At 69.6% G+C, this 25669-nt stretch carries 23 protein-coding genes and 1 pseudogene; 7 read left to right on the top strand and 17 right to left on the bottom strand.

The window, feature by feature from the left end; all coding sequences use genetic code 11:
- Positions 1-61: 61 nt before the first annotated feature.
- The 3 genes from PO78_RS17525 to PO78_RS22985 all read right to left on the bottom strand — a co-directional run bounded on the left by PO78_RS17525 (position 62) and on the right by PO78_RS22985 (position 2481).
- Complete coding sequence (locus PO78_RS17525; protein WP_004306481.1) at positions 62-1096, bottom strand: beta-propeller fold lactonase family protein; 1035 nt, start codon at positions 1094-1096, stop codon at positions 62-64.
- A gap of 99 nt (positions 1097-1195) precedes the next feature.
- Positions 1196-2257: a YeiH family putative sulfate export transporter gene (locus tag PO78_RS17520; RefSeq protein ID WP_231570754.1), complete on the bottom strand. Its 1062-nt coding sequence runs from the start codon at positions 2255-2257 to the stop codon at positions 1196-1198.
- A gap of 68 nt (positions 2258-2325) precedes the next feature.
- Positions 2326-2481 carry a hypothetical protein gene (locus PO78_RS22985; protein ID WP_156147846.1) on the bottom strand — a complete coding sequence of 52 codons (156 nt, stop codon included), beginning with the start codon at positions 2479-2481 and terminating at the stop codon, positions 2326-2328.
- Between the two features lie 256 nt (positions 2482-2737).
- Between PO78_RS22985 and PO78_RS17515 the strand changes: the two genes are divergently transcribed.
- Positions 2738-3670, top strand: a complete 933-nt coding sequence (locus PO78_RS17515) for a LysR family transcriptional regulator (RefSeq protein WP_004306488.1) — start codon at positions 2738-2740, stop codon at positions 3668-3670.
- Positions 3671-3930: 260 nt separating this feature from the next.
- Here PO78_RS17515 and PO78_RS17510 read toward each other — a convergent pair whose 3' ends face one another.
- The 11 genes from PO78_RS17510 to PO78_RS17460 all read right to left on the bottom strand — a co-directional run bounded on the left by PO78_RS17510 (position 3931) and on the right by PO78_RS17460 (position 13766).
- Positions 3931-4545, bottom strand: a complete 615-nt coding sequence (locus tag PO78_RS17510) for a tyrosine-type recombinase/integrase (RefSeq protein ID WP_040828875.1) — start codon at positions 4543-4545, stop codon at positions 3931-3933.
- A 180-nt stretch (positions 4546-4725) separates the two neighbouring features.
- Positions 4726-5031: a type II toxin-antitoxin system RelE/ParE family toxin gene (locus PO78_RS17505; RefSeq protein WP_040828869.1), complete on the bottom strand. Its 306-nt coding sequence runs from the start codon at positions 5029-5031 to the stop codon at positions 4726-4728.
- A gap of 7 nt (positions 5032-5038) precedes the next feature.
- Positions 5039-5311 (bottom strand): type II toxin-antitoxin system ParD family antitoxin, encoded by a 273-nt coding sequence (locus PO78_RS17500; protein ID WP_040828871.1) that lies wholly within the window; start codon positions 5309-5311, stop codon positions 5039-5041.
- 374 nt (positions 5312-5685) lie between these two features.
- Positions 5686-6702, bottom strand: a complete 1017-nt coding sequence (locus PO78_RS17495) for a DUF475 domain-containing protein (RefSeq protein ID WP_004306164.1) — start codon at positions 6700-6702, stop codon at positions 5686-5688.
- A 99-nt stretch (positions 6703-6801) separates the two neighbouring features.
- The gene (locus tag PO78_RS17490) at positions 6802-7536 is read right to left on the bottom strand and encodes an ABC transporter ATP-binding protein (RefSeq protein ID WP_004306166.1); all 735 of its coding nucleotides are present in this window, start codon (positions 7534-7536) and stop codon (positions 6802-6804) included.
- Positions 7526-8299, bottom strand: a complete 774-nt coding sequence (locus PO78_RS17485) for an ABC transporter ATP-binding protein (RefSeq protein WP_043745699.1) — start codon at positions 8297-8299, stop codon at positions 7526-7528. Before PO78_RS17485 ends, PO78_RS17490 begins: the two co-directional genes overlap by 11 nt.
- The gene (locus PO78_RS17480; protein ID WP_043745697.1) at positions 8296-9417 is read right to left on the bottom strand and encodes an ABC transporter permease subunit; all 1122 of its coding nucleotides are present in this window, start codon (positions 9415-9417) and stop codon (positions 8296-8298) included. The genes PO78_RS17485 and PO78_RS17480 overlap by 4 nt, the downstream gene beginning before the upstream one ends.
- A 13-nt stretch (positions 9418-9430) precedes the next feature.
- Positions 9431-10363 (bottom strand): branched-chain amino acid ABC transporter permease, encoded by a 933-nt coding sequence (locus PO78_RS17475; RefSeq protein WP_043745695.1) that lies wholly within the window; start codon positions 10361-10363, stop codon positions 9431-9433.
- 138 nt (positions 10364-10501) lie between these two features.
- Positions 10502-11617 (bottom strand): branched-chain amino acid ABC transporter substrate-binding protein, encoded by a 1116-nt coding sequence (locus tag PO78_RS17470; protein WP_004306173.1) that lies wholly within the window; start codon positions 11615-11617, stop codon positions 10502-10504.
- Between the two features lie 223 nt (positions 11618-11840).
- Complete coding sequence (locus tag PO78_RS17465) at positions 11841-12683, bottom strand: DUF429 domain-containing protein (protein ID WP_004306175.1); 843 nt, start codon at positions 12681-12683, stop codon at positions 11841-11843.
- Positions 12684-12848: 165 nt separating this feature from the next.
- Complete coding sequence (locus PO78_RS17460; protein ID WP_012585508.1) at positions 12849-13766, bottom strand: histone deacetylase family protein; 918 nt, start codon at positions 13764-13766, stop codon at positions 12849-12851.
- A 548-nt stretch (positions 13767-14314) separates the two neighbouring features.
- Between PO78_RS17460 and PO78_RS17455 the strand changes: the two genes are divergently transcribed.
- The gene (locus PO78_RS17455) at positions 14315-15136 is read left to right on the top strand and encodes a DnaJ domain-containing protein (protein WP_004321807.1); all 822 of its coding nucleotides are present in this window, start codon (positions 14315-14317) and stop codon (positions 15134-15136) included.
- Positions 15137-15198: 62 nt separating this feature from the next.
- Here PO78_RS17455 and dbpA read toward each other — a convergent pair whose 3' ends face one another.
- On the bottom strand, positions 15199-16662 hold the full coding sequence (gene dbpA, locus PO78_RS17450) for an ATP-dependent RNA helicase DbpA (protein ID WP_040829436.1): 1464 nt from the start codon (positions 16660-16662) through the stop codon (positions 15199-15201).
- Positions 16663-17068: 406 nt separating this feature from the next.
- Here dbpA and PO78_RS17445 point away from each other — a divergent pair, with 406 nt between their 5' ends.
- The 4 genes from PO78_RS17445 to PO78_RS17430 all read left to right on the top strand — a co-directional run bounded on the left by PO78_RS17445 (position 17069) and on the right by PO78_RS17430 (position 22508).
- Entirely contained in the window at positions 17069-18241 is a 1173-nt protein-coding gene (locus PO78_RS17445; protein WP_004321811.1) for a M20 aminoacylase family protein, read from the top strand.
- A gap of 10 nt (positions 18242-18251) precedes the next feature.
- Positions 18252-20774: an ABC transporter permease gene (locus tag PO78_RS17440; RefSeq protein WP_043743513.1), complete on the top strand. Its 2523-nt coding sequence runs from the start codon at positions 18252-18254 to the stop codon at positions 20772-20774.
- A 4-nt stretch (positions 20775-20778) separates the two neighbouring features.
- Entirely contained in the window at positions 20779-22032 is a 1254-nt protein-coding gene (locus PO78_RS17435) for a DNA recombination protein RmuC (protein WP_012585504.1), read from the top strand.
- 191 nt (positions 22033-22223) lie between these two features.
- Positions 22224-22508, top strand: a complete 285-nt coding sequence (locus PO78_RS17430) for a hypothetical protein (protein ID WP_004321819.1) — start codon at positions 22224-22226, stop codon at positions 22506-22508.
- A gap of 138 nt (positions 22509-22646) precedes the next feature.
- On the opposite strand, the gene PO78_RS17425 is transcribed toward PO78_RS17430, so the two are convergent.
- Positions 22647-24371: a hypothetical protein gene (locus PO78_RS17425; protein ID WP_043743509.1), complete on the bottom strand. Its 1725-nt coding sequence runs from the start codon at positions 24369-24371 to the stop codon at positions 22647-22649.
- A 134-nt stretch (positions 24372-24505) separates the two neighbouring features.
- On the opposite strand from PO78_RS17425, the gene PO78_RS17420 reads away from it, so the two are divergent.
- A complete protein-coding gene (locus tag PO78_RS17420; RefSeq protein ID WP_043743504.1) occupies positions 24506-25333 on the top strand; it encodes a creatininase family protein in 828 nt (275 codons plus the stop codon).
- Between the two features lie 32 nt (positions 25334-25365).
- Here the strand turns inward: PO78_RS17420 and PO78_RS17415 are convergent.
- Positions 25366-25669 (bottom strand): annotated as a pseudogene (locus PO78_RS17415) (GTP cyclohydrolase); the annotation flags it as partial.

Here is a 25669-nt window from a genome sequence, read left to right as displayed (position 1 = left end):
GGAAGCGGCAAGCCCCCGGCTCGGTCGTGCGGTGCGCCGGTTCTCTGACAGTTCCCGGTTTTCAGTACGCCGCCACCGCCTGCGCAGCGGCCACCGTGGCGACGATTCGCTGCCCGGCACGCTCGACCTTGGAGATGCTCAGGTCCTCGTTCAGCACGTAGGCCGTCTTGGCGTCGCGCGTGAACACGATGGCCTGGCGCGGCTGCTTGAAGCCGGCGATGGTGGCCACCACCTTCAGCGTGGCCACGTCGATCACCGACACCGTGTTATCGGCCAGATTGCCCGAGTAGATGAAGCGGCCGTCCGGCGTGAGCGCAGCGCCGTAGGGGTCGCGGCCCACCGGCACGGTACTGGTGACGCGGCGCGCGGCGATGTCCACCACCGCGATGTCGTTGCTGCCGCTGTTGGCCGCAAACAGGGTCTTGCCGTCGGCGGTGACCGAGATGGCGCGGATCTTGTTGAAGCCCGCGATCTCGCCCTCGATCTTGTCGGTCTGCGTGTCGACGATGGTGACCTTATCGCCCAGGAAGTTGGTGACGTAGAGCTTTGCGCCGTCCGGGCTCAGGCGCACGCCCTGGCGCGGCTGCGCAAAGCCGGTGATCACGGCCTTGGCCTGCCCGCTGGCGGTGTCCAGTCGCGTCACGGTGCTGCTGGCCTGGTTGTTGACGTACAGCGCGCTGCCGTCCTTGCTGAGCGCGGTGCCGAAGGCGCCGGGGCCGGCCGCCAGCGTCGACGCGGTGGCCAGCGGCTTGAGCGTGGTGGTGTCCAGGCGCGTCACCGTGCCCAGGCTGCTGTCGGAGACATAGAAGCTCTTGCCGTCGGGCGCGAAGACGATGTTGCGCGGCGTGACGTAGCCGCGCAGCACACCGCGCACGGCGCCGGTGACCAGGTCGTAGACGATGACATCGGGCCGTTCGCTGTAGGACACGACGGCCGTGGCCTCGTCGGGGCTCAGGGCCAGCGAGTTGTTGCGGATCTGGCCGTCGAAGGTGACGCGGGCCGGGGTTGCTTCGGCGGCGCCTGCGGGCAGGGTGGCCGTCACGAGGACGAAGGTGCTGCACAAGGCCAGCGCGGTGGTGCGGAAGAAGGTATTCATGGGATGTCTTTCGGAGAGTGTTGAGAAAAGAGGGAAAGGCTTGCTGTCGTGGACGAGGAGAGCCCGTGGTTTATTCCGTCGGGCCGTGAATTCGAGGCTTCAGCCGAGCAGGGCCGGTACCCAGCGGTTGATCAAGGCACCGCCGACGATGAGCCAGCCGAACAGGATCAGCGCCAGCAACAGCGGCTTGGCACCGGCCTTGCGGATGGCGCCGATGTGCGTGGACAGGCCGAGTGCGGCCATGGCCATGGCCAGCAGCGCGGTGTCGATCTCGGTGGTCACCGCCACCACCGAGGCCGGCAGCCACTGCAGCGAATTGAACAACACCACCGCGACGAAGCCGAAGGCGAACCAGGGCACGGCGAGCTTGCCTGGGGCCTGGCCCGTGGCGGCGGAAGTGTGGGCGTGGCGTTTGTCGTCACGTGCCAGCCAGGCCGACAACATCACCAGGAACGGCGCCAGCATCATCACCCGCACCATCTTCGCGATGACGGCCGAGTTGGCCGCGTCCGGGCCCACCGAACGCGCCGCGGCCACCACCTGGGCTACCTCGTGGATGGTCGAGCCGGCGTAGACGCCGAAGCCGTTGGCGCCACCCGGAATCAGCGCCCAGTGCTGGTTCAGCTCGAACAGCGCCGGGTACAGAAAGATCGCCAGCGTGCCGAACACCACCACCGTGGCCACCGCCACCGTGACCTGCTCGGCTCGCGCCTTGACCACCGGTTCGGCAGCCATCACCGCGGCGGCGCCGCAGATGGAGCTGCCGGCGCCGATCAGCATCGCCGTCTTGCGGTCCAGGCCCAACCAGCGCGTGCCGATGAAGCAGGCCAGCGCGAAGGTCGAGCCCAGCACCAGCGCGTCGATGGCGACGCCGGCGATGCCGACGTGGCCGATGTCCTGCACCGTCAGCCGCAGGCCGTACAGCACGACCCCCAGGCGCAGCAGGTTCTGCTTGGACACGTTGACGCCGGCACCGCTGGCCGCGGCCAGGCGCGGCACCAGCGGATAGACCGTGTTGCCCACCAGCATGCCCAACACGATGGCCAGCGTCAGCGCACTGAAGCCGTGGTCCTGCAGCCAGCCGATGTGGCCCAGCGCGATGCCGGTCGCGGCCAGGGCGCCGCTCAAGGCGAGGCCGGGCAGCAGGGCTGCCAACTGCAAGCGCAACCGCGCTGCCCGGTGGCCGGCTGACGGGCCAGGGCTGGCTTGTGAGGTCGACCGCGCGTGCATCACGCCAGCACCCAGATCAAGGCGATGCCGGCGCACAGCAGCACGGCCGCCATCGGCACTGCGACCGGCATCCAGCGCAGCACCTGCGGGTCGATGCTGCTGTCGGCGGCCAAGGTGGTCGAGACGGCATGGGCCACGTCGCGGGTCGGCCCCATGAAGCCCGCCACTGGCCGCCGGGCAGCAACCCATTGAAGGGCATGCAGTGCCTGTGGGGCCAGCGGGCCGGGTGCTGCGGGGCGTGGGGTTGTTCGTTCAAGGGTCAGCATGTCGGGCTCCAGATGCCGGTGGTGGCGCGGCGGGCCGCCGCCCCGTGATCGAGCGGCCAGGCAAATTTAGAGCTTGGCAATCAACCCGTCCAACGGGTTGTATGACTAAGATGTACCTGCGAAATCGATAACAACGGCAATCACCGTGGACGTGCTTCGACTCACCCTGCGTCAGCTGCAGATTTTTGTCGCCGTGGCGCGCAGCGGCAGCACCACGGCGGCCAGCGCTGAGATAGCGCTGTCGCAATCGGCCACCAGTTCGGCCGTCAACGAGCTGGAACGCCTGCTGTCGCTGCGCCTGTTCGACCGCGCCGGCAAACGCCTGCTGTTGAACGACAACGGCCGCGCGCTGTTGCCGCGGGCTTTGGCTTTGCTCGACGGCGCCGCAGGCATCGAGCAGATGTCGCGCGACGGCAGCGCGCAGGCGCAGTCGCTGCGCATCGGCGCCAGCACGACGATTGGCAACTACGTGTTGCCCAAGCTGCTCGCTGGCTTCATGGGGGCACAGCAGCCCGGCAGCGCCGCCGCCTGGCGGTCGAAGGTCGTTATCGGGAACACCGCCGCCATCTGCGATGCCGTGACCGCTTTCGAACTCGACGTGGGGCTGATCGAGGGGCCCAGCCACCAGCCGGAGCTGGTGGTCACCCCCTGGCTGCAAGACGAGATGGTGGTCGTGGCTGCGCCCGACAGTGCGCTGGCCCGGTCGAGTACGGCAGGCGAGCGCATTCCCCTGCGCACGCTGCGTGAGGCGGTCTGGCTGGTTCGCGAAACGGGCTCTGGCACGCGCGAGGCCACCGACCAGAGCTTGCTGCCCCACCTGCGTTCTTACCGGCGCAGCATCGAGCTAGGCAGTTCGGAAGCCATCCAGCGTGCCGCTCAGGAAGGGTTGGGGGTGGCTTGCCTGTCCGCCTGGGTAGTGAACGATGCGCTGGAAGCTGGACGTCTGTGCCGCGTCTCCACGACATTGCCGCGGCAGCTTCGGCAATGTCATCTGGTTGTGCATCGTGAGAAGCAGTCGACGCCCGCGTTGCTGGCGTTCATCGCCCAGGCAGATGCGACCGCTGGGGCTGCCCGCTAACGTCCCGGCCCCGCTTCGCATGTCGAAGGTTCAGCCCTCGGCGACACGCGATTACCCTTCAGCTAGCTAGGCGCCGACGCCCGCTCCGCCCACCTGCCCATTGATCGAAGCTTTGATGCAATGAGCTGGTCTGGGTAATCGACGTCCGCTTCCGGACGCACCACCCAACGGCTGCTTGTGGCCGATTGTGCCCTCTCGGCATCGCCACCGTAAGCGGCCGCCCGCTGGTCATAGACGCTCGGCGGGCGGCTACTCCAGCGTCAGATCTCGATCTGCTCAGAGATCTCCAGCGCGTCATCCACCTCAATGCCCAAGTACCGCACTGTCGACTCGAGCTTGGAATGCCCCAGCAGGAGCTGAACAGCCCGCAGGTTCTTCGTGCGCTTGTAGATCAATGTCGCCTTCGTGCGCCGCATCGAGTGCGTACCGTAGGCGGACGGATCGAGGCCGGCCACCACCACCCAGTGCTCGACGATCCGCGCGTACTGCCGGGTGGAGACGTGCGGGGAGTCGTGCAGCCGGCTCGGAAAGAGGAAGTCTTCCGACCTCAGCCGGGCCTTCGCGATCCAGGCGGCCACGGCCGTGCGCGTCGGCTCGGTCAGTTCGAACTGCACGGGCCGCTGAGTCTTCCGCTGCAAGACCATGGCGCGTGAGAGCACCTGGTTTCCATGCGTCACGTCACGCACCCGCAGGCTGACGAGGTCACAGCCTCTGAGCTTGCTGTCGATCGCGAGGTTGAACATGGCGAGGTCGCGCACTGCGTGCGCGTTTTGCAGATGGATACGGATGGCCCAGATGTCTTTGGGCTTGAGCGGCGCCTTCTGGCCAACCAGCTTTCCCTTGTTCCATGCTTCCCGATGTTCGCGGGTTTCCATGATCGGCTCCTTGCTGTTGATCGGAGCCTGATTCTTGAACTCGTGGCGTTCGGTTGCCATCGGGGAAGATGCCCACCGCGTACCACTCGGCCCGAGGGCTGGTGATCTTGACCAGCTGCGGCCAGATGAGCGCCTGCGCTACATCGGCGGATTGCAACGCATGGCGCTGACCGCGCGTCCTCAGTGGCTTGGCCAGTTCCAGATCGCGGGTACATCCCGGGCGTGGTGGAGGACGCGCGCAACGGTGATCCCATCGTCCTCGACGAAATAAAACAGGATGTAGGGCGTCGACGTCGGCCAACTGCGCAGGCCGACCGCCAGTTCGTCCCGAGCCCGGCCCATTTTCGGCTGCAGGAGTAACGTTCGCGACTCGGCTTGGATCTGATCGAGCAAGCGGTCGGCGGCCTCGACGCTGTCCTCGGCGATGAACAGCCAAGCCTCGAGCAAATCGTTTTCCGCACTGGCGGAATGTCGAACCTTGCTCACGCCGTCGCTACGCCGGCCGCCGAGCTGCCAGTGTTGCCCGGCCGCGTTGCTTGATTTCGTTGATGTCGAGTTCGCGCACCCGGCCCGCCTCGATGTCGGCGACGCCTTGGGCGATGTCGGCTTTCAGGCTGGCCAGGTTCGCCGCCTGCACGCCCTGGTAGGCCTCGAACAATCGCAATGCTTCGCGGATGACTTCACTCGCAGAGCTATAGAGGCCAGATTCGACGTGCTGGCGCACCCGGTTTTCCAGCTCTGGTGGTAAGGAGACGTTGAGGGACATGGCGTACTCCAGGCGATGTCAAGTAATGGCATAGTTTGCCACTAAACCGACTGCCTGTGCGCTTGTCAGCGCGTTCGCGCCGCCTCGACGATCCACGCTTTGTTGGGCTAGCCGGTGCGGGAATCTACCCTGTGCGTACGAACATGTACCGAAGCCCTTCCAGGGCAGAAGTCCTGGTTCGCGGGATGGCAAGTGAGCGACAGATTTCTGCCGCATTGCGGCTGCACTGGCAGCGGCTGGCGAATGGCGGCACCGGCCGAGATTCAGCCTTACGCCGCGCCACCCCCATCTCCCGCTTCCCCCTTCGCCAGCGCATACACATACGCCTCTACCACCTCGCCACTTCGTGCGCCGTGGGGATCCTGAGGCGGCGCTCAGTGCGCGAGCGCGGCGCGGTTGTGGCGGATCGAGCTCCACAGCGACGCGGCGATCAGCACCGCGCCGATCAGGCCGGTGATGGTCTCGGGGATGTGCACATGCACGCCGATGAACATGATCGCCGCCAGCGCGCCGATCGCCCAGAACGCGCCGTGTTCGAGGTAGCGGTAGGCCTCGAGCGTGCCGCGATAGACCAGCATCAGCGTGAACGAGCGCACGAACATGGCGCCGACGCCGAGGCCGATGGCGATGATCGGCAGGCTGTTGGTGAGCGCAAAGGCGCCGATGACGCCGTCGAAGCTGAACGAGGCGTCGAGCAGCTCCAGGTACATGAAGCCGGCGAAACCGGTCTTGGCGACCACCTGGCCGCCTTCGCCTTCCTCGCCGCCCATGATGGCGCCGATGCCGTCGGCGAGGATATAGACGATCAGCCCCCACACGCCGGCGACGATGAATTCCATGCGCTGCTCGGCGCCGTCTAGCCAGGCCGAACTCGACAGGATGGCGAGCAGCGTGAACATGATCTGCGCCGCCTCCAGGCGGCCGAGGTGGGTGAGCGGGGCCTCGATCGGCGCCAGCCAGTGGGTGTCCTTGTTCACGTCGATGAAGAACTTGAGGAACACCATCATCAGGAACGCGCCGCCGAAGGCCGCGATCTCGTGATGCGCCGAGGTGAGGATGCGCGCGTAGTCGTCCGGCTTGAAGAGCGCGAGGTCGATGACCGCCATCGGCCCCATGTTGGCGACCACGCCGACGATGGCGAGCGGGAACACGATGCGCATGCCGAACACCGCGATCAGGATGCCCCACAGCAGGAAGCGCTGGCGCCACTTCTCGTCCATGTGGCGGAGCACGGTGGCGTTGACCACCGCGTTATCGAAGGACAGCGAGGTCTCCAGCACCGCCAGCACGGCGACGATGAAGACGGCCGACCAGCCGCCGACCAGGTAGCCGCCGATGAGGCCGAACACGGTGAAGCCGATCGACCAGGTGAAGTACTTGAGGTTCTGCATGGCGAGGGCGTGCGAAAAAGGTGCGCAATGTTAGCGCTTTCGCTCCTCGTGTGCTCCCCGAGCGTTTCCGGCCTGCAGGCCCGCTTTCCCCCGGGTCGCCTACGCTTCCTCACCCAGATAAGCCGCGCGCACTTTCGGGTTCGCCAGCAGGTCACTGCCGCTGCCGGTGAGCGTGATCTTGCCCGACTCCATCACGTAGCCGCGCTGGGCGAACTCGAGCGCGAGGTTGGCGTTCTGCTCGACGAGCAGGATGGTCACGCCCTCGCGCGCCACCGACTGCACGACCTCGAAGATCTTCTCCACCACCAGTGGCGCCAGGCCCATGGACGGCTCGTCGAGCAGCAGCAGGCGCGGGCGCGACAGCAGGGCGCGGCCGATCGCCACCATCTGCTGTTCGCCGCCCGACAGCGTGCCGGCGACCTGCGGCAGACGTTCCTTGATGCGCGGCAGCATGGTGTAGACGCGCTCGAGGTCGGCCTCGATGGCGGCGCTGTCGTTGCGGCTGTAGGCGCCCATGCGCAGGTTCTCTTCCACCGTCAGGCGGGTGAAGATGCCACGGCCCTCGGGCACCAGCGCGATGCCGGCGCGCAGGCGGCGGTGGGCGGGCAGGGCGTTGATGCGCTCGCCCTTGTAGTGGATGTCGCCGCTGGCGATCGGTAGCACGCCGGCGATGGCGTTCAAGGTGGTGGTCTTGCCGGCGCCGTTGGCGCCGATGAGGCACACGGTCTCGCCGGCGTGAAGCTCGAAGCCGATGCCCTTGACGGCCTGGATGCCGCCGTAGGCGATCTTCAGGTCGTGCACGCGCAGCAGCGGGGAGGTCTGATCAGTGTGCATGCTTGCCTCCGCCCAGATAGGCGGCGATCACCGCGTCGTCCTTCTGCACCACGGCCGGCACGTCCTCGGCGATCTTCTTGCCGAAGTCGAGCACGGCGACGCGGTCGCACAGGCCCATCACCAGCTTCACGTCGTGCTCGATCAGCATCACGGTGATGCCGTCATTGCGGATCTGCTGGATCAGTTGCTTGAGCTGGCCGGTCTCGGTGGCGTTCATGCCGGCGGCGGGTTCGTCGAGCGCCAGCAGTTGCGGTTCGGTGGCGAGCGCGCGCGCGATCTCGAGCCGGCGCTGGTCGCCGTAGGAGAGGTTCTTCGACACCACATCGGCGAAGCGCTGGATGCCGACGTAGCGCAGCAGTTCGTAGGCGCGCTCGGTGGTCAGGCGCTCCTCCTCGCGGGTGAAGCGGCTTTGCAGCAGCACGCCCCACACGCCGGCCCTGGTGCGGATGTGGTGGCCGGCCATGACGTTCTCGAGCGCGGTGAGGTCGCGGAACAGGCGGATGTTCTGGAAGGTGCGGGCGATGCCGCGGCCGACGACCCTGTGCGGCTTGCCGGTGGGCAGCAGGCTGCCGTTGAACACGAACTCGCCGCCGTCGGGCGTGTAGGCGCCGGTGAGCACGTTGAAGAAGGTGGTCTTGCCGGCGCCGTTGGGGCCGATGAGGCCATAGACCTCGCCCTTGCGGATGGTCAGCGACACGTCCGACAGCGCCTGCAGGCCGCCGAAGCGCTTGCCGATGTTGCGGGCCTCGAGCAGCGTGATCACTTCGCGGCCTCCTGCTTCAGCGCGTTGTTCAGGTGCTGGGTCAGGTGCTTGTCGTGGCAGTAGCGCGCGCGCGCCGGGATCATGCCGGCCGGGCGCAGCAGCATCATCAGGATCATCGCCAGCGACAGCAGCAGCATGCGCAGCACCTCGGGGTCGAGCAGGACGTGGCCGAACAGCGTCTGCTGCAGCGGCACGGCGACGTCGCGCAGGATCTCGGGCAGCAGGGCGAGCACGAAGGCGCCGACCACCGCGCCGGCGATGTTGCCCATGCCGCCGAACACCACCATCGTCAGCACCGCGATCGACTCCATCAGGCTGAAGCTCTCCGGGCTGACGAAGCCCTGGAAGGCGCCGAACAGGCAGCCTGCCACGCCGCCGAAGGTGGCGCCGAGGGCGAAGGCGAGCAGCTTCATGTTGCGGGTGTTGATGCCGATCGCCTTGGCGGCGAGCTCGTCGTCGCGCATCGCCGCCCACGCCCGCCCGATGCGCGAGATCTGCAGGCGCTGGATGAACAGGATCGAGGCGGCCACCGCGGCGAGGAAGAAGTAGTAGTAGAGGAAAAGCGAGTTGACGGTGAAGTCCTCGCCGATGCGGATGTTGCGCGACAGGTCCCAGCCGAACAGGTTGATCGGGTCGATCATGTTGATGCCCTGCGGGCCGTTGGTGATGTTCACCGGGTAGTTCAGGTTGAGCATGAAGATGCGCACGATCTCGCCGAAGCCGAGGGTGACGATGGCGAGGTAATCCCCGCGTAATCGCAACACTGGAAAGCCGAGCATGATGCCGGCGAGCGCGGCGAACGCGGCGCCCAGCGGCAGGATCAGCCAGAACGGCAGGTGGATGTCGAAGTGCGGCGAGGCGAGCAGCGCGAAAGTGTAGGCGCCCACCGCATAGAAGGCGATGTAGCCGAGGTCGAGCAGGCCGGCGAAGCCGACGACCAGGTTGAGGCCGAGCGCCAGCATCATGTACAGCAACGCGAAGTCGAGGATGCGCACCCAGCTGCGGCCGAACTGCCAGGCGATGAAGGGCGCGGCGATGGCGATGATGATGATCAGCCAGCGCGCGGCGGTGGGGTTGCGCTTGCCCAGCCAGGGGACGGCGGCGACGAGTTCGTTCATGTTGCGTGCTCGCTCAGGCCCGGTCCGACACGCGTTCGCCGAGCAGGCCGGTGGGCCGGAAGATCAGCACCAGGCCGAGGATGATGAAGGCGAAGATGTCCTGGTAGGACGAGTTGAGGAAGCCGAAGGTGAAGTGCTCGATGTAGCCCGCGCCGAAGGATTCGACCAGGCCGAGCACGACGCCGCCGAGCATGGCGCCGCCCAGGTTGCCGATTCCGCCCAGCACCGCGGCGGTGAAGGCCTTGAGCCCCGGCATGAAGCCCATGCCGTAGTGGGCGATGCCGTAGTTGCTGGCGAACATCACCCCGGCCACGGCGGCGAGCGCGGCACCGATGACGAAGGTGAGCGCGATCACCGCGTTGGTGTCGACCCCCATCAGGCTGGCGACGCGGTGGTTCTCGGCGGTCGCGCGCATCGCGCGGCCGATGCGGGTGCGATTGACGAGCAGCAGCAGGCCGATCATCAGCAGCGCCGACACCACCACGATGGCGATCTGCACCGGGGTGACGAACACGCCGGGAATCGGCTGCAGCGGCGTGGTCGAGATGAGCTGCGGGAAGGTGTGGTAGTTGCGCCCCCAGATGATCATCGCCACGGTCTGCAGCAGGAAGGACACGCCGATCGCGGTGATCAGCGGCGCCAGGCGCGGCGCGTTGCGCAATCGCCGGTAGGCGAGCCGCTCCATGGTGAAGCCGAGCAGCATGCAGATCACCATCGCCACCGCGAGCGCGATCGCCAGCATCACCAGCGGCGACATGCCGGGTGCCATGCCCATCAGGAACAGCATGGTCTGCAGCGCGACCAGCGCGCCCACCATCAGCACGTCGCCGTGGGCGAAATTGATCAGGCCCAGGATGCCGTACACCATGGTGTAGCCGAGCGCGATCAGCGCGTAGACGCTGCCGATCACCAGCCCGTTGATGAATTGCTGGATCAGGGTTTCCATGCTGCCTTCTTGAAGTCTGCGGAGTCGCGCGCCACGCCCCGGCGGACGCGCAGGGTCTCCGGGGCGGGCAAATCGGAACGGGGATGTCGCGCGCCGCCGGCGCGCCGCAAGCGGGTGCGCCGGCGGCGGTTCAGGCGCTTACAGCGGCACCCAGGCGCCGTCCTTGAAGTTGTAGATCGTCACCGCGCCTTCCTTGATGTCGCCGTTGGCGTCGAAGGAGACGTTGCCGATCACGCCCGGGAAGTTGCTCTTCTTGAGCTCGGGCAGGTACTTGGACGGCTCGACCGAGTCGGCTTTCTGCATCGCGGTGATGATGGCCATCGCGGCGTCGTAGGCGTAGGGGGCATACACCTGCACGTCGGCGTTGAAGCGCTTCTTGTAACGCTCGCGGAAGTCGGCGCCGCCCGGCATCTTCTCCAGCGGCAGGCCCGGCATCGAGCAGTAGGCGCTGGACGACATGCCGTCGCCGGCGAGCTTGATCATCTCGGGGCTGCAGCCGCCGTCGCCGGTGAGGAACTTGGCGGTGATGCCGAGCTGCTTCATCTGCCGCACCATCGGGCCGGCCTGGGCGTCCATGCCGCCGTAGAAGACGACCTCGGGGTTGGTGGCGCGGATCTTGGTGAGGATGGCGTTGAAGTCGGTAGCCTTGTCGGTGGTGAATTCGCGCGCGACGACCTCGCCGCCGGACTCCTTCACCGCCTTCGCGGTCTCGTCGGCCAGGCCCTGGCCGTAGGCGGTGCGGTCGTCGATGATCGCGACGCGCTTGGCGCCGAGCGCGCCGGTGGCGTACTTGCCGAGCCCGGTACCTTGCTGCACGTCGTTGGCGATGGTGCGGAACACGCCGCTGAAGTTCTGCAGCGTCAGCTTCGGGTTGGTCGAGGCCGGCGACACCTGCGGAATGCCCGCCTGGTCGTAGATGCGCGAGGCCGGAATCGAGGTGCCCGAGTTCAGATGCCCGATCACCCCCTTCACCCCGGCATCGACCAGGCGCTGCGCCACCGTGGTGCCGGTGCGCGGGTCGGCCTGGTCGTCCTCGCCGACCAGCTCGAACTTGACCTTCTTGCCGCCGATCGTCACGCCCTTGGCGTTGGCCTCCTCGATGGCGAGGCGGGTGCCGTTCTCGAGATCCTTGCCAAGGTGCGACTGGTTACCGGTGAGCGGGGCGGCCCCGCCCAGCTTGACGACCACTTCCTGCGCTTGGGCGGCACTGAGGCCGATGCTCATCAGGGCGACTGCGACGACGGTTCTCTTCATGCTCTGGATCTCCGGGGTGATCGGGGGAGGGGTTTGGGTGAAGCCGAAACGCGTCCGTATTGTGCCCAAAAAAACGCGTTGCGAATGGGCGAATTAACTGCGCGAATGACTTGTCCTGCCCTGAGGCTGAGGCAAGCGCCATGCCAAGCAAGCGACCGTATTGGGCAGGCATGCCCGGGTCATGCGACGTCGTCGATGGTGCGAAGCCGGTGGTCGCCGAGTGCTAAGCGTTGCTTGTCCCGCAACCGGCGATCCACCCCTCCAGCGGATCCATCCCGGCGGGCAGGCCGAAGTGCGGCGGGCCAAGGCGCGCAGCCGCGGCCGCCTGCAGCAGCGCGAGCGCGGCGTCCAGAAGATCGCCGCTGGCGTCGTCGAGCATGGCCTGGTGTTGTTCGCGTGTGGCGGCCAACACCAGCGGTCGGGACGCGCCCTGCGACGAGACCGGTCCGACGGTGAGCGTGTCGATGATCTGCTTGCGTGCCGCATGGCGTTCCGCGTTCTGCTTGCGGCGCTCGTCGCTCTTGTACGAAGCGGGGGTGATGCGGCGGGCGAGCAGCCCGGGATAAGCCTCGATGGCCACGCGGCTCGGGTCACCGTCGTGCATGCCCGGCACACGCACGCCAGCGGCAAGCAGACGCGGCGCCCCTTCCAGGAACATCAGCCCGACCGGCGGATTCACCAGCTTCAGCGGACTGTGCGAGCGTGCGGGGAGGTCGGTGGCGCGATGGGCATAGCGGCGACCGACCGGGCGAGATTCGCGGTAGGCATCGAGCGCGGCGCGAAAGGCGGGCTTGCCGAGCGTGGCGCAATGGCGCACGAGGGCTGGCCAGGTCTGCGGCCAGTCCAGGTCGGCGATCGCCTCGCGCGGCAGTCCGAACGGGAAGTCAAAGGCGCCTAGCCAGGGGCCGGGGCGAGCGAGCAGGGCCTCGAAGCCGGGCCAGTCAACGCAGTGCTCGAAACGGACGAGCTCCACGCGCGCGCCGTCGAGGTGGCCATGGGCCACGGTGATCGGCTTGGCGCGGCGGGGTGAGGAGGTGAAGTCCACGCCGTACAGTCGGGTCGTCATCGCTGCATGTCTCCAGCGACGCAATGCGTCGTGATCGGTGCTTCGGCGCTGCAGGCCGCACCGCGTCGGGACGGACGCGATGCCCGGTGCAACGCGGGCCGATCCGGGGCACGTACTCGCGTTCCGGCACCATCGCAGTGCGCGCCGCGGATTTGAACCCGGCCGTCAGCGCGCATTGGCCACCCGCGCCGCCGTGCAGAGGGTGTTGAAGTGGATCGTCACCGTGTCGTCGATCGGCTGCGCGTAGCCACCGGCCATGGCCACGGCGACCGGCACGTCGGCGGCGCGGCACCGGCCGAGCACGCGTTCGTCGCGCCGGCGCAGGCCGTCGATGCTGAGCGCGAGCCGGCCGAGGCGGTCGCCGGCGTAGGGGTCGGCGCCGGCGAGGTAGATCACCAGCTCGGGGCGGCCGCGGGTGAAGACGGTGTCGAGCGCCGCATCGAGCGCGGCGAGGTAGGCCTCGTCGCCGGTGTCGTCGGGCAGTTCGACGTCGAGGTCGCTCGCCTGCTTGCGGAAGGGGAAGTTCTTCGCACCGTGCAGGCTGCAGGTGAAGACCTCGGGCGTGTCGGCGAGGATGGTCGCGGTGCCGTCGCCCTGGTGCACGTCGCAATCGACGATGGCGATGCGGCCGGCGCGGCCCTCGGCCCGCATCGCCAGCGCGGCGATGGCGGCGTCGTTGAACACGCAGAAGCCCGAGCCGAAGTCGCGATGTGCGTGGTGCGTGCCGCCGGCGAGGTTGGCGGCACAGGCTGCGCCGCCCTCGCGATCGAGCGCGCTGCGGCAGGCGGCCAGCGTGGCGCCCGCCGAGCGGCGCGAGCGCTCGACCATCGCCGCGCTCCATGGAAAGCCGATGCGGCGTACCTCGGCCGCGTCCAGCGTGCCGCCGGCGACGCGCTGCAGGTAGCCGGCGTCGTGGGCGCGCAGGATCTCGGCGTCGCTGGCGGCGGCAGGGACGCGCAAGTCGTCGTCGGCGAACAGGCCGCTGTCGCGCAGGCGCGCGCGCAGCCGCGAGTATTTTTCCATCGGAAAGCGGTGGCCCGCGGGCAGCGGGAGGACGAAATGGTCGGCGTAGTAGAGCTTCAAGGTGGACGGGTTCCGGTTGAACTCGGGCGCGGCAAGGGCGGGCGTTCTGTTCCCGCACGGCTTGGGACCGTGTGCGCCGCAATTGGTGCGCAAAGCATAAGCCGCCGCGCAGCCGCGGCGGCGCCATCGACGCCCGCCTCGGACGCGTATCTCGAACGCGCACGGCCGCAGCTGGGCGGGGACGTGAATCCGCGCCTTCGAGGGGCGGTCAGGATGCTGGCGGACACGAGCCGGACGCGCTGCAACAGGGATGGATTGTCCTGCTCCGTGGAGCGTTCCTGTTGTCAGGCGTTTATGGTGCAGTGCAATATGTCGAATGTCGATTCCATGTCCACTCCAAATCGAGGCTGAAATTGGGTTTCCGCCTGTTCCTGGCAAGCATCCGTGCGGCCATCCTGCGCTTCTGCGCCGGCAAGACCGCCGCCCGCGCGCGTCTGCCGGGGACGCGCGTCGCCTCCACGGCCGTGCCGCCAGTGCCGGCAGATGCGCCGGAAGTTGCACCCGCGTCGATATCCGAGCCTGGGCCCGCACACGCGGAGTCCCCGTCGATGCCTGAGCGTCGCGATCCACTCGGCGCCGAATCCGCGCCCGACGAGCATGTCGAGCCTGCCGCCATCGTCGCCGCGCCCGATCCGGACGCCGAACGATTGCTCGCGCGCTGTGCCCGTCTGCAGGCCCAGATGCTCGACTTCACCGGCCGTCTCGCCGACATGGAGCAGCAGGTGCGCAGCTACGAGCAGCAGCAGTTCCTTGCCCTCGGCGACGTGGTGGGTGAATGCCTGCGCCTGCGCCGGGAATACCTCGACCTGAAGGCCGAGCGCTCGGGTGCGGCGGCCGATCGGGAGCAGGCGCGCCAGGCCGAAGCGGACTTCGACGCCTACCGCCGCAGCACCGCGCACACGCCCGCGCCGCGGCCCGAACTCGATGACGACGAGCAGGACGAACTGCGCCGGCTGTATCGCGCGGCGGCCATGCGCTGCCATCCGGACCGTGCGGAGGAGGCCGAGCGCGCCGAGGCGCACGACGTCTTCCTGCGCGTGCAGGCTGCCTACCAGGCGCGCGACCTCGCGGGGCTGCGCGCCATCACCGCCGAGCTGGCGGGGTGGGCGCGCAAGCGCGACGACGCGAGCCCTGTGCAGGGGAGCGCGGCGCCCGCGAGCAGCGCCGTCCGGCGTCGGGTTGCCGAACTGCAGACCCGGGTCGCCGACCTGATCCTTGCCGTGCAGACCCTGCAACTGGATCCCGCGTACCGCCGGGCCGCTCAGGTCGAGCGCTGGGAAACGCACTTTGCCGAAGCGCGCGCCGGCTTCGAGGCCGAATGCGAGAGCTTGCGCGAGCAGATCGCCGGACTGGCGTCGCGTCGAAGTTGAGACCGGCGCGGGGCGCCCGCGGCTCAAAGCGCCAAGCACCCACCGCGAGCCTCACCCCCGCATCACACTTCCAGCGCGCGCACCTTCACCTTCTTGCCCTTGAGCGTGCCCGCCGACAGCCGGCGCACCGCCTCGCGCGCGATCGCGCGCTCGACCGCGACGTAGGTGGTCTGGTCGGTGACGGTGATCTTGCCGACCTGCTCGCGGGTGAAGCCGGCCTCGCCGGTCAGCGCGCCGAGCACGTCCGCAGGGCGGATCTTGTCCTTGCGTCCGCCCAGGATCAGCAGCGTCGTCATCGGCGCCTGCAGGGGCTCGTTCGCGTCTTCCACCAGTTCGTCGAGGGCGTGCCACTCGGGCTCGAAGCCCATCCTCTGCGCGATGCTCGCGACGCGGCGCTTGTCCGCGCTGCTGCACAGGTTCAGCGCCCAGCCCTCTTCGTCGCCGCGGCCGGTGCGGCCGATGCGGTGGATGTGGATCTCCGGGTCGGGGGTGACGTCGACGTTGATCACCGCCTCGAGACGTGCGATGTCCAGCCCGCGCGCGGCGACGTCGGTGGCGACGAGCACCGAGCAGCTGCGGTTGGCGAACTGGATCAGCACCTGGTCACGCTCGCGCTGCTCCATCTCGCCGTTGAGGGCGAGCGCCGCGAAGCCCCGCGCGCGCAGCAGCTCGACGAGGTCGCGGCACTGCTGGCGGGTGTTGCAGAAGGCCAGCGTGCTGACCGGGCGGAAGTGGCGCAGCAGCGTCGCGACCGCCTCCAGCCGCGCCGGGTGGGCGACCTCGTAGAAACGCTGGCGGATCTTGCCGTGCGCGTGTTGCTCGAGCAGCTTCACCTCCTGCGGCTTGCGCAGGAAACGCGCGGCCAGGCGGGCGATGCCCTCGGGGTAGGTGGCGGAGAACAGCAGGGTCTGGCGCTCGGAGGGGCAGCGGCTGGCCACGAAGGCGATGTCGTCGTGGAAACCCATGTCCAGCATGCGGTCGGCTTCGTCCAGCACCAGCGTGTTCAGGGCCTCGAGCGCCAGGCTGCCGCGTTCGAGGTGGTCCATGATGCGCCCGGGCGTGCCGACCACGACGTGGGCGCCGTGCTCGAGGCTGTCGCGCTGCGGGCGCATCGGCGTGCCGCCGCACAGCGCCAGCACCTTGATGTTGGCCTCGAAGCGCGCCAGGCGGCGGATCTCCTGGGTGACCTGGTCGGCCAGTTCGCGGGTCGGGCACAGCACCATGGCCTGGACGGCGAGCTTGCGCACGTCGAGCCGGGCCAGCAGGGGCAGGGCGAAGGCCGCGGTCTTGCCGCTGCCGGTCTTGGCCTGGGCGATGAGGTCGTGCCCGGCGAGGGCAAGCGGCAGGCTGGCCGCCTGGATCGGGGTCATGGCCCGGTAGTCGAGCTGGCGCAGGGTGTCCAGCATGGCGGGCGAGAGCGGCAGGCCGTCGAAAGGCAGGCCGGGGGTTGCGGGCGGGGGTGACCCGGGCGGGGCGTCCGGGGGACTCGCGAGGATGGGGGAGGAGGGGGGCGTCGATTCGGTCATGCGCGATTATCGCGGCGGATTCGACATCTTCCCTAGAGAACTTTGTGCGATCGGCCGGAATCGCCGTGTCCGAGGGGGCGGGAACTTCACGCCGCGTTTTGTTTCAGACCCCGGCGACGTCGACGTGCTCCATGACGGGAAACACATTCTGCGCTGCCCGATCGCGACTTGCGTCGCTCCTACGGTGCGGCCCGCGCGTAGGAGCGACGCAAGTCGCGATCCATGCGATCCCTGCGGTCGAGACGCCACGACGCCTGGAATGCATGCCGACCATCGTGATCCCGCGTCGCGCCAGCCGTCTCCCTTGCCCCCGCCGCAACCGGATTGAGGACGCCGAAGGATCCACCCGCGTCCGCCTGTACTACACTCGGACACCCGCGACAAACCACGACAACACGGTGCAGCCATGAGCCTCATCGAAAGCGTCCGCCCCCTGCAGAGCAAGCTGACCGCGATCCGCCGCGACATCCACGCCCACCCCGAGCTCGCCTTCGAGGAGCGCCGCACCGCCGAGCTGGTGGCGCGCCATCTGGAGGCGCTCGGTATCGAGACCCATCGCGGCATCGGCGGCACCGGCGTGGTCGGTGTGGTGCGCGGCCGCCGCGGGCTGCGTGCGATCGGGCTGCGCGCCGACATGGATGCGTTGCCGATCACCGAGCGCAACGAGTTCGCGCACAAGTCCACCATCCAGGGCTGCATGCACGCCTGCGGTCACGACGGTCACACCACCATGCTGCTCGGCGCGGCCGAGGCGCTGGCCGCACGGCGCGACTTCGACGGCACGGTGTACCTGATCTTCCAGCCCGCCGAGGAAGGCGAGGGTGGCGCGCCGGCGATGATCGCCGACGGACTCTTCGAGCGCTTTCCCATGGAGGCGGTGTTCGGCATGCACAACTGGCCGGGCATGGAGGCGGGGAGCTTCGCCGTCCACGCCGGCCCGGTGATGGCGAGCGCCGACCGCTTCGACATCCGCTTCACCGGCGTCGGCGCGCATGCGGCGATGCCGCACCTCGGCGTGGACCCGGTGGTGGCGGGCGCGGCCTTCGTGCAGGCGGCGCAGACCCTGGTGAGCCGCGTGCTCGATCCGATCGACGCCGGCGTGGTGTCGGTGACCCAGTTCCATGCCGGCGAGGCCTACAACGTGATCCCCGACCGCGCCGAGCTGTGCGGCACGGTGCGCACCTTCTCCGCCGAGGTGCGCGACCGCCTCGAGCGCGGCCTGCGCCAGGTGGCCGAGGGGATCGCGCAGAGCCATGGTGTGCAGGTGGATTTCGAGTTCCGCCGCGGCTATCCCCCGACCGTCAACACTGTCGCCGAGGCCACGCTGTGCGCCGAGGCGGCGCGCGCGGTGGCGGGACCGGAGCGGGTATTCACCGACCGCCGCCCGAGCATGGGTGCGGAGGATTTCGCTTATTTCCTGCAGGAGAAGCCGGGCGCCTACGTGTGGGTCGGCAACGGCCCGGGCGAGGGCGGCTGCATGCTGCACAACCCCAACTACGACTTCAACGACGAGGTGCTGCCGGCCGGCGTGGCCTACTGGTGCGCGCTGGTGCAGCGCCTGCTCGGCGGCGTGAAGTGAGCGCCGCCCGATGATGCGCACGCTTCGACTCGCCCTGCGCATGATGCTGCGCGACTTGCGCGCGGGCGAGCTGCACCTGCTCGGGCTGGCGATCATGATCGCGGTGGCGAGCCTGACCAGCGTGGGCTTCCTCGCCGACCGTGTCGGGCGCGCGCTCGATCGCGAGGCCAACCAGCTCCTCGGTGGCGACCTGCTGCTGCGCGCCGACAAGCCGTGGCCCGACGCCTTCATCGACGAGGCGCACAGCCGCGGCCTGCAGACCGCCAGGACGGTGCTGTTCACCAGCATGGCGAGTACCGCCGAGGGCGCGGCGCTCGGCGGCGTCAAGGTGGTGGAGGACGGCTACCCGCTGCGCGGCACCATCCGTCTGGCGCCCGGTCCCAACCAGGCCGACGCCCCCGCAGGTCGCGCGCCCGAAGCGGGCGAGGTGTGGCTGGACGAGCGCCTGTTCGCCGAGCTGGGCGTGAACACCGGCGACAAGGTGGGCCTCGGCGAGCTCGAGTTCCGCGTCGGCGCCATGGTCAGCTTCGAGGCCGACCGCGGCGCCAACTTCTTCAGCCTGCTGCCGCGCGCGATCTTCAACCTCAAGGATCTGGAGGCCACCGGCCTGATCGCCGAGGGCAGCCGCGCCACCTGGCGCTTGCACGTGGCCGGCGCGCCGCAGGCGGTGGAGGCTTACGAGAAGTGGGCGCGCGCGAACCTCGGCCGCGGCCAGCGCGTCGAGACCGTGGACAACGCCCGCCCCGAGGTGCGTGCCGCGCTCGACCAGGCGCAGCGCTTCCTGCGCCTGGCGGCGCTGCTCGCGGTGATCCTCGCCGCGGTGGCGGTGGGCCTGTCCGCGCGCCGCTTCATGGCACGCCACCTCGACGGTTGCGCGGTGATGCGCGTGCTTGGTGCGCGTCAGGCGCAGGTGCTGGGCATTGTGGTGGGCGAGTTCCTGCTCTTCGGGCTGGCCGCCGCACTCGCCGGTACCGCGCTGGGCTGGGCGGTGCAGTGGGGGCTGGCGGGCGGGCTGCGCGAGCTGCTCGCCACCGACTTGCCCGCGCCCTCGCCGCTGCCGCTCGCGCATGGCATGGTGGTGGGCATGGCGCTGCTCGCCGGCTTCGTGCTGCCGCAACTGCTGCGCCTGGGCAAGGTCAGCACCCTGCGCGTGCTGCGCCGCGAGTTCGAGTTCGCCGAGCCGGTCTCGGGTGCCGCCTGGGCGCTCGGGCTGGCGGCGCTGCTCGGGCTGATCTTCTGGATCGCCGCCGACGCGCGCCTCGGCGCCATGGTGGCGGCCGGCTTCGCGGTGGCGCTCGGCGTGTTCGCGCTTGCCGCCTGGGGTGTGCTCAGGCTCGCCGGCCGCCTCAAGGGACAGGGCAGCCTGCGCGGTGGTGGCTGGCGCTACGGCATCGCCGCCCTCGGCCGCCGCATGGGCAGCAGCGTGATCCAGGCCGCCGCGCTCGGACTGGGCATGACCGCGCTGCTGCTGCTCACCCTGGTGCGCGCCGACCTGCTCGACAACTGGCGGCGCATGGCGCCGCCCGATGCGCCCAACCGCTTCGTGATCAACATCCAGCCCGACCAGCGCGCCGGCATCGCCGCGCTGTTCGCCGCCGAGGGCCTGCCGGTGCCGCCCATCCAGCCGATGATTCGCGGCCGCATGGTGGCGATCGAGGGCAAGCCGGTCGACCCCTCGGCGTACGAGGACGAGCGCACGCGGCGCCTGGCCGAGCGCGAGTTCAATCTGTCGTACGGCGCCGAGCTGCCGCCGGGCAACGTCGTCGAGGCGGGGCGCTGGCACGGGGCGGCGGCGCAGCCGCAGTTTTCCGCGCAGTTTTCCGCGCAGTTTTCCGTCGAGGCCGGGCTGGCGAAGACCTTCGGGCTGGCGGTGGGCGACCGTGTGGCGTTCGAGATCGGCGGCCGCCGCGTCGAGGCGCCGATCACCAGCGTGCGCAAGCTCGACTGGGACTCGATGCGGGTGAACTTCTTCTTCATCGCCTCGCCGGGCGTGCTGGAGGATTTCCCCGCGACCCTGATCACCAGTTTCCACCTGCCGCCCGCGCGCCACGACTTCACCACGAAGCTGGTCGGCGAGTTCCCCAACCTCACCGTGATCGACACCGCGGCGGTGATCGCGCAGGTACAGTCGATGACCGACAAGCTGATCGTGATCGTGCAGTTCGTGTTCGGCTTCGCGGTGCTCGCCGGGCTGGTCGTGCTGTATGCCGCGCTGCAGTCCACTCACGACGAGCGCGACTACGAGCTCGCCATGCTGCGTACCCTGGGCGCGCGCAACCGCCAGGTGCGCCAGGCCTTGTTCGCCGAGTTCCTGGTGCTGGGCGGGGTCGCCGGCGTGCTCGCGGGCGTGGGCGCGAGCGCGATCGGCTGGGTGCTGGCCGAGCAGGTCTTCCGCATGCCCTACGTGCCGGCGCTGGCGCCGGTGCTGGTGGGCGTGGTGCTGGGCGCGGCCGGCGTGGTCGCCGGCGGCTGGCTGGGCACGCGTGCGCTGCTGAGCCGGCCGCCGCTCGCCAGCCTGCGTGCACTGGGCTGAACGCATGACGTCCTTGCAACTGACGCCGGTCGAGTGGCTGCTCGCCGGCCTGCTGGTGGCGGTGCTGGTGCTGCAGGCCTGGGGGCTGCTGCGCGGCGGCGGCGCCGAGCGCCGCCTGCGCGAAGGCCTCGGCGACGACCTCACCGACTTCATGGAGCAGCGCCTGGCCGCGCGCCACCGCGAGCTGCTGCTCGACCTGCACGACGGGCTCGCGCGCCAGACCGACCGCATCGGCGAGCACGCGCGCGCCGACCGCGAGCTGCTGCAGCGCGGCCTCACCGCCGCCTCGCTGCAGCTGTCGCGCGGCATGCAGGCGCTCACGCAGAGCGTGGACGGCCGTCTCGACACCCTCTCGGGTCAGGTCAACCAGCGCCTCGACGAGGGCTTCCGCAAGACCAACGAGACCTTCGCCAGCGTGATGGCGCGGCTGGCGACGATCGACGAGGCGCAGAAGAAGATCGACGGCCTCACCACCAACGTGGTCAGCCTGCAGGAGCTGCTCGGCGACAAGCGCGCACGCGGCGCCTTCGGCGAGGTCCAGCTCGAGAACCTCGTGCGCAACATGCTGCCGCCCGAGGCCTTCGCCTTCCAGCAGGTGCTGCCCAACGGCACCCGGGTGGACTGCCTGCTCACCCTGCCGGCGCCCACCGGCAACGTCGCGGTCGATGCCAAGTTCCCGCTCGAGAACTACCACCGCATGTTCGACGACACGCTCGCCGAGCTCGACCGCCGCGCCGCGCAGCAGGCCTTCCGCGCCGACGTGAAGCGCCACGTGGACGCGATCTCCGCCAAGTACATCCTGCCCGGCAGCACGGCCGATGGCGCGGTGATGTTCCTGCCCGCCGAGGCGGTGTTCGCCGAGCTGCACGCCTACCACCCGGAGATCGTGGCCTACGCGCAGCAGAAACGCGTGTGGATCGTGTCCCCGACCACGCTGATGGCGGTGCTCAACACCGCGCGCGCGGTGATGAAGGACGTCGAGACGCGCAAGCAGATCCACGTCATTCAGGACGCCCTCGGCAAGCTCGCGAAGGACTTCCAGCGCTTCGACGAGCGCATGGCCGCGCTCGCCCGCCACATCGAGCAGGCCAGTCGCGACGTGCAGGACGTGCACACCTCGAGCCGCAAGATCAGCGCGCACTTCCGCCGCATCGAGTCGGTGCAGCTGGACGAGGAGGACGAAGAGGCGGGCGAGGGCGCGCCGGCGGCGCTGGCTGCCGGGACCGTGGGAAGCGGATCCGTGGGGGGGCGGGATTGAATTCTGCGAACCTGGGGAATTCTTCCGGGGCCGCTGCGGTCGGACCACCCGTCACGGGCGCGCACGGATGATCGTCCGCCCGATTTGATGCGGGACAGGGACGGGGCGCGCCGCCGCCCGTATCTTCAGGCCCGACTCGCCGCAAGGCCTGCATCGCTTCTCCGATTCACCCGTCCGGGAACCCCGCACCGATGTCCGATTTTCCCCTGCCGATCCTTTTCATCATGGCGGTCTTCTTCACGATGTGGCTCATCCTGAGGAAGTTCCACCGCATCGAGCAGCGCAAGCGCGCGCTCCCCGAGCTCAACGCCTACTTGTACGCCAACAACCAGACCGAACCGCGCTGCTCGGCCTGCGAATCGACCGAATTCAAGGACGAGGGCCTCAGCCACGGCAAGGACGAGCGTCGCATCGTGTCGTGCGCCAAGTGCGACACCCTGCTGTACCGCATCGTGCCGCCGGAAAGGGCGGAGTAGTCGCTCCGCCAATCGCGACTTGCGTCGCTCCCACAGCCCTGCCCGGGCGCCGGCAACAAAGCGCGCGTGCCGGTTTTCGTAGCAGCGACGCAAGTCGCGATTGCGCGGTCTGGAGGGGCGGTCATGCGGGCTGCGCACTCACCGCGGGCCCGAGAAGGCATCCACCAGCACCTGGGCAAGCTCATGCATCGGGCCGAGGGGTTGCTGTGGCGGCGTCAGGCCGGCGACGAAGCCGGCGGCCGCGAAGCGGGTGAGCAGCGCGGGGTCGGAGGCGATCACATGCACCGGCACGTCGTGCGGCTGGTCCGGCCCGCTCACCGTGCCGATCGGCTGGTGGTCGCCGATCACGATCAGGACCAGCTCCCGCGCGGCGTGATGGGCGAGGTAGTCGGCGAGCCAGCCGAGCTGGTAACGCATCGAGGCCAGATAAGCGGGGAGCGGCTCGGTCCAGGACACCCGCACGGCCGCCGCGGCTTCGACCTCCTCCTGGCTGAAGGCGTCCGCGCGCAGCAGCCGCGACCAGTCCTCGCGCAAGGGTGGGATCGCTGCGAAGGGGGCGTGCGTGGAGACGGTGGCGAAAACGACCAGCCGTGGCGCGCGACGCGCGGCAGCGGTCTCCGCGCGTGCGCCCGGACGGGAAGTGGGCGCGCTGGCGGAGGTGTCGCCCGCAGAAGCCGGGGAGGAGCCCGGGCTGGAGCGGGCCTGCTGCGTACCGACGGCCTCGCCGAAGCTGCCGCCCAGCTCGTCCACGTGGATGCGCGCCATCGAGGCCTGGTCGGGGATGCGCCAGAAGCCGAAGGGCAGGCCGGCGTAGCCCGCGCTGTCGGCATCGGCGATGCGGTCGAAGCCGTAGAAGCGGCCCTCCGGCCAGGGGCGCTGCAGCCCTGGCATCCAGCCCACGGTACGGTAGCCGTGGGTGGCGAAGTGGCGGACCAGGGTGGGGCGATCGGTGGTCAGCAAGAGTGCGTGGTCGGCCGGGTCGCGGGTATCGACCCCCGCGAGCACGGCGGCGTGCGCCAGCCAGGAGGCGCCGCCGAAGGTCGGCGAGACCACGCGGGCGGAGACGGCCTGGCGGCCGCTGGCCGCGATCGCGGCACCCAGCTCGGTGCGTGCGTCGGCGAGCGCCGCGGTGATCGGCGGTCGATCGAAGCTGACCGCGCCGTAGGCCTCGGCGAACACGATCAGCACGTCTGCGCCCCGCAGCGCCGCGAGGTCGCCGCGGAAGTCGGGGCCGGGGCCGAGCCGCTCGCCGCCGTCGGCGGCGAGCGCCGAGTGCAGGAAGCGGATCTGATCGGAGACCAGCGCGGCGACCGGCCGCGCGAAGGCCGACGCGGCGAGCGGGCCGGGCCACGGCGCCAGCGCCCACAGCAGGATTGCCGCGCCCGCGACACCGCCGAGCAGCGCACGCGCGCCCGGTGCCGCCGCGCTGCGTGCGAGGGCACGCACGCAGGCCGACACCACGCGATGCAGTACCAGCACGACGAGGATACCGAGCGCGAGCGCGAGCAGGACCTTCGCGCCCGGACCGTCGCCGCCCATGTCGAGCACGGCGCCGAGGTGGGGCAGGTCCCAGTAGAGGGTGAGCGGGCGGCCGAACAGCGCGGGGACGGTCACCTGCACGTAGCGCAGCACGATCCACAGCGTGGCCAGCCCCGCGAGCACGCGCACGAGGCCGTGCGCTGCGTGTTTCCGCCAGGCGGCGAAGAGCACCAGTGCGGCGACGGCGAAGGCGAGCTCGATCGAGACGGCCGGCGTCGGCCGCGGCCACAGCGTCGGCCAGGCGTTGTCGAACACCAGCAAGGCGTCGAGCGCGAGCAGCGGCAGGAGCGTGCCGAGCACAAGATCACGCGCCCGTGCGCTCATGCGACCCCTCCGCCGCGTGCGGCAAAGCGCGGGCGCGCGGGTCGGCACCAGGGCGCGGGACACGGCGACGTCGGGCCGTGGCCGAGTGCGGCTATGATCCGGGACAGCCGATGCCCCCCGGGAGACCGACCGAAATGAACGCCAAGCCCGCGCTGCCCTGGTGGCAGGACCTGACCCCGAGCCGCATTGCCGGGCTCGCCCGCGCCGATGCGGTCGCGTTGCTGCCGCTCGCCGCGATCGAGCAGCACGGAGAGCACCTGCCGCTGTCGACCGACCTCGACATCGCCCTCGGCCTGCTCGAGGCGGCCGTGCCGAAGCTGCGCGCGGGCCTGCCGCTGTGCGTGCTGCCGCCGGTCGCGGTGGGGTGCAGCCTGGAACACACGGGCTTTGCCGGTACGCTCGCGCTCGACGCGAAGACCGCGCTGGCGAGCGTGGTGGAGATCGGTGCCTGCGTCGCGCGCGCCGGCTTGCGCCGCCTTGTGCTGTTCAACACCCATGGCGGCAACAAGGCGCTGGTGGACCTGGCCGCGCTCGAGCTGCGCGCCGCGCAGCGCATGCTGGTGGTGCGCGCGCATTCCTTCCGCTTCCCGCCGCCACCCGCCGCGCTGCCGGCGGACGAACTGCGCCACGGCCTGCATGGTGGCGCGCTGGAGACCGCGCTGATGATGCATCTGGCGCCGCACAAGGTGAGGCGCGATGCGGTCGATCGATTCGAGTCGCTGGGGGCGCGCATGGCGGCGGCGGGGCGACTGCTCGGCCCCGAGGGCGAGGCCGGCTTCGCCTGGATGGCGCAGGACCTTCATCCTTCGGGGGCCTGCGGCGATCCTCGCCTGGCGGACGCCGCGCTCGGGGCGCGCCTGGTGGAACACTTCGCGAGCCGTCTCGCGCGCATCGTCGAAGAGGCACACGACTTCGACCTCGAAGCGCTGGTGACGCGCGCACCGGCGCCGGAGCAGCGCTGAGCGGGCCGCATGGCCGGCCTGGAGGCCGCGCCTCAGGCGCGGTGCGCGGCGTCCGCGGCGGGCAGGCATGCGGGCTCGTCGTCGCCCGGCTCGCCCTGCTCGTTCAGCAGATCGTTGAGCCAGTGGCCGTGACGGCTGGCCTTGGTCCTGAGGTAGCGCTGGTTCTGCGCGGTGACCTCGCCGTAGATCGCGCGCCGGCCGACGACGTGGATGCCGGCTTTCTGCAGCGCGGCGACCTTGCTCGGGTTGTTGGTGAGCAGCAGGATGCGGTCGATGCCGAGCTCGTCGAGCATCTCGTGGGCGATGCGGAAGTCGCGCTCGTCCTTGGAGAAGCCG

Source organism: Thauera sp. SWB20, from assembly GCF_000831325.1.
Taxonomy (GTDB): Bacteria; Pseudomonadota; Gammaproteobacteria; order Burkholderiales; family Rhodocyclaceae; genus Thauera; species Thauera aminoaromatica.
The sequence above is the reverse complement of the archived record's forward strand: the minus strand, read 5'-3'. Positions and strand labels throughout refer to the sequence as shown.